The 3,140-nt window shown below is 68.4% G+C and carries 5 protein-coding genes; all 5 read right to left on the bottom strand.

The window, feature by feature from the left end; translation table 11 throughout:
- Window positions 1–26: 26 nt before the first annotated feature.
- Window positions 27–731, bottom strand: coding sequence for a sulfur oxidation c-type cytochrome SoxX (gene soxX, locus K206_RS0132475; protein WP_020206472.1), 705 nt, complete (start codon window positions 729–731; stop codon window positions 27–29).
- Between the two features lie 16 nt (window positions 732–747).
- The gene (gene soxA, locus K206_RS0132480; protein WP_020206473.1) at window positions 748–1,572 is read right to left on the bottom strand and encodes a sulfur oxidation c-type cytochrome SoxA; all 825 of its coding nucleotides are present in this window, start codon (window positions 1,570–1,572) and stop codon (window positions 748–750) included.
- Between the two features lie 108 nt (window positions 1,573–1,680).
- Window positions 1,681–2,148 (bottom strand): DsrE family protein, encoded by a 468-nt coding sequence (locus K206_RS0132485; RefSeq protein ID WP_020206474.1) that lies wholly within the window; start codon window positions 2,146–2,148, stop codon window positions 1,681–1,683.
- A gap of 113 nt (window positions 2,149–2,261) precedes the next feature.
- On the bottom strand, window positions 2,262–2,573 hold the full coding sequence (gene soxZ / locus K206_RS0132490) for a thiosulfate oxidation carrier complex protein SoxZ (RefSeq protein WP_029044341.1): 312 nt from the start codon (window positions 2,571–2,573) through the stop codon (window positions 2,262–2,264).
- A gap of 60 nt (window positions 2,574–2,633) precedes the next feature.
- A complete protein-coding gene (soxY, locus tag K206_RS0132495) occupies window positions 2,634–3,089 on the bottom strand; it encodes a thiosulfate oxidation carrier protein SoxY (RefSeq protein ID WP_029044342.1) in 456 nt (151 codons plus the stop codon).
- Window positions 3,090–3,140: the final 51 nt, after the last annotated feature.

Genomic DNA, 3,140 nt, shown 5'->3' on the forward strand with positions numbered 1-3,140 from the left:
GGCGGGCGGCGGTCATGGCCGCGCCTTTACTGGTTGACCGGCGAGGCCGGGTCGAGCAGCAGCGCCATCACGTCGCGGATCTGCTGCTCGGTGAGGATGCCCTTGTGGCCGAAGCGCGGCATGTTGGAGCAGGCGGTGTACGCGCTGGAATCCCAGATCTTGCCCCAGGTGTACCTGACCACCGCTTCGGAGTTGCCGCGCAGCTTGCCGTACTGGTACAGCGAGGGGCCGATGTTGCCGAACGAGATCTCGGCCTTGGTCATCTGGTGGCAGGCGTAGCAGTTGGCGCCGTTGACGCCGCCGACGGGGTCGGAGAACTGCATGCCGCGCCCGTTCTGCGCGGTCTTCTCGCCTTCCTTCCAGTCGCCGAGGTAGTGGCCGTCGGCCGGGTACTTGACCTGCTTGAGCTCGGCGGCCTCGATCTTCTTCGCCACGGCCGCCGGCACCTTGGTGCGGTCCGGGTAGTCGCTGCACGCTTCCTGCATGGCGTCGCGCTCGAGCACGCCGGCCAGGGTGGCGGGCCCCTTGGACGAGAAGGAGCTCTCGATCAGCTTGCGCATGTCGGCGTCGCTGGTGCCGGCGTCGGCGCTGGCGGCCGCCTTGGCGGCCAAGGTGGCCGGTCTGCCCCTGGCGGGCTTCGCGCTGTCCTGCGCATGGGCCGCGCCCGCGCCGGCCAGCATGGCGAAGGCGGCGGCGAGCGTGGCGAGTGTCGCTTGATTGGTCTGTTTCATCTGTGCTCTCTCCCGCTCAGCGCTTGAGCGCCGGACCGTCGTAGGTGCCGCCGTTGGCGTTCTTCGCCAGGAACAGGCTCAGCGCGGTGATCACGTCGGAACCATAGGCGGGCTCGGGAAAGCGCTGCTGGCGCAGGCAGTCGTAGAGGCGGTGCTGCATGGTGCGTACCTCGCCCTGCGAGACGCGGTAGGCTGGCCACGTGGTGTAGGCCGCCTGCGCGCCCTGCCGGGTCAGCAGGTTGGGCAGGTCCTGCAGGCGGATGCGCTGGCCGTCCACGGCGTGGCAGGTGGCGCAGGCGAAGTCGTAGGCGCCGCCGCGGTAGAAGAACATCTTCTGGCCGAGCGCGTAGACGCGCTTTTCCTCCGGGGTGTCGAGCTGCACGTTCATCTTCACGCCGCGCGACTCGCCGGCCAGGAACGAGACCAGGCGCTCGATGTCGGACGGCTTGCCGGTGGAGGCGAACGGGTTCCTGGTCGCCTCTTCCTGCGTCAGGCCCTGCAGCGTCACGCGGCAGTAGGCCAGGCGCTGCTCCAGGTCCATCACGCGACCGGTGTCCTTGAACAGGCGCGGCAATTCCGCGTACGCGCCCTTGGTCACGCCGGGACCCTTGCCGAGGTCGCACTGCTCGAGCGAGACGTTCTTCGGGCCGGCCGGCTTTTTCCACAGTTCCTCGCCGGCGGCTTCCCACAGTTCGGCGGGATTGCCCTCGGCCAGCATCTGCCGGTACTTGGCGATTTCCTCGGCGGTGCTGCCCTGGGCATGCACGGCCGCGCCGGCCAGCGCCAGGGTGCCGGCCAACGCCAGCGCGGCGCCGGCATGGCGGCGTCTGATGGTCTTCATGGGGCTCTTCTCCTCAGGGCCTGGCGAGCCCCGCGCGCTGGCACGCCGGGCCGAGGCCGTCTTATTGCTTGTCTTCCCGCCGGGCCGGCGGCTCCGGCCTGCTCGCCGTCAGGGCTTGATGTACGCGTAGTCTTCCTCGAACTGCAGGCGGGCCACCTCGACCACGCCGGCCTGCACCACCTTGGCTTCCATCGACAGGCTGGATTCGGGAATCTTGCGCGCCGCCAGCGTGTTGCGGCATACGCGGAACTCCACGCCGGAACTGGCCAGCGAGGCGATGGCCGCCTCGAAGGTATTGCCGCGCGCGTCGCGCGCGCCTTCGACGATGAAGTCCACGCCGTAGCCGAAGGCCACCACCACGATCTTGGTGTCGGGCGCGGCATTGAGGTGGTTGCGCAGGTTGGCCATCGCGCGCACCGCCTGGTCCGTGCCTTCGGACAACTGGTAGACCACCTTGACGCGCCCGCCCTTGCCGCTCTTGCCGCCGGCCGCCGCCGGGGCCGCCTGCGCCGCCGCCTTGGCCGACAGGCCGATGGCGGCCAGCGCCGCCGTTGCCCGAATAAATGCTCGCCGCATGATTGCTTATCCTTCCGGTCTGGCCCCCGCGCGCCACATGCGCCGGCCCGGGCCCGACATTCGCCCTGAACCATAGCAGAGGATGCCGCGGGCCGCTTGGCCGGTGGGCGGCGTCAGGAAATGGTGGCTTCGTCGGTGCGCTTGTCGCCGCGGTTGTCGACCCAGGTCACGGTGACCTTGTCGCCCTTGGCGCCGCCCTTGAACTTGAAATTCAGGAACGGGTCCTTGGAAACCGCCGTGCCGAACTGGGCCTGGAACACTTCCTTGCCGTTGCACACGACGGTCACGTTCTGGATGTGCCAGGCCGGGATGGTCTTGCCGTTCGCGTCCTTGCGCTGGCCGGTTTCCATGTCGTGCTTCATCAGGATCTTGACGTCGACCACGCCGCCATTCTCGGCGGCTCGTACGCGCATCGGGTCTGCCATGTTCTGTGCTCTCTCGGTAAGGTTGGGGCTGGGGGATGTGGGCGATCGCGGGGCGGGGCTTCAGCCGCCGCAGCCGCCGAGCGTCACCTTGATTTCCTTGGACGCCACATACCATTTGCCGCCGGCCTTGACGGCGGCGTGCACCACCGAGGTCTGGCCCATCTTCACGCGGGTGGAGACGAAGGGCTCGGTGCCCGCCGGGATGGTGAAGTCGGCCGCCAGCGTGTAGGGGTTCTTTTCCACCAGGATGGCGATCTGCTCGGTGCCGGGAATGTTGCTGGTCACGGAGACCGGCACCACGGCGCCGTTCTCGGCGATGTCGGGGGCATTGAAGACGATGGCGCTGCTCTTCTCGGTGCCGCTGCCGCCGAGCGCCTTGATCACGTCCGCCACGCTCTTGCCGTCGAAGGCGGTCTTGTTCCACTCGGCAGCCTGGGCTTCGCTGATGAGGCCGGTGGCGGCCATCAGGGCCAGCACCGAGGTGAGCCGCAGCACATCTCTTCGTTTCGGATTCATTTGTCTACCTTTTTCCTGCGTTTTCCGTTCCGGCCCGGTGCGCCGGCGGCC

This window comes from Cupriavidus sp. WS, from assembly GCF_000395345.1.
Taxonomy (GTDB): domain Bacteria; phylum Pseudomonadota; class Gammaproteobacteria; order Burkholderiales; family Burkholderiaceae; genus Cupriavidus; species Cupriavidus basilensis_B.

Coding starts and splice junctions, on each gene's coding strand:
- soxX (WP_020206472.1), bottom strand. CDS start 731: ATGAAACAGACCAATCAAGCGACACTCGCCACGCTCGCCGCCGCCTTC.
- soxA (WP_020206473.1), bottom strand. CDS start 1,572: ATGAAGACCATCAGACGCCGCCATGCCGGCGCCGCGCTGGCGTTGGCC.
- K206_RS0132485 (WP_020206474.1), bottom strand. CDS start 2,148: ATGCGGCGAGCATTTATTCGGGCAACGGCGGCGCTGGCCGCCATCGGC.
- soxZ (WP_029044341.1), bottom strand. CDS start 2,573: ATGGCAGACCCGATGCGCGTACGAGCCGCCGAGAATGGCGGCGTGGTC.
- soxY (WP_029044342.1), bottom strand. CDS start 3,089: ATGAATCCGAAACGAAGAGATGTGCTGCGGCTCACCTCGGTGCTGGCC.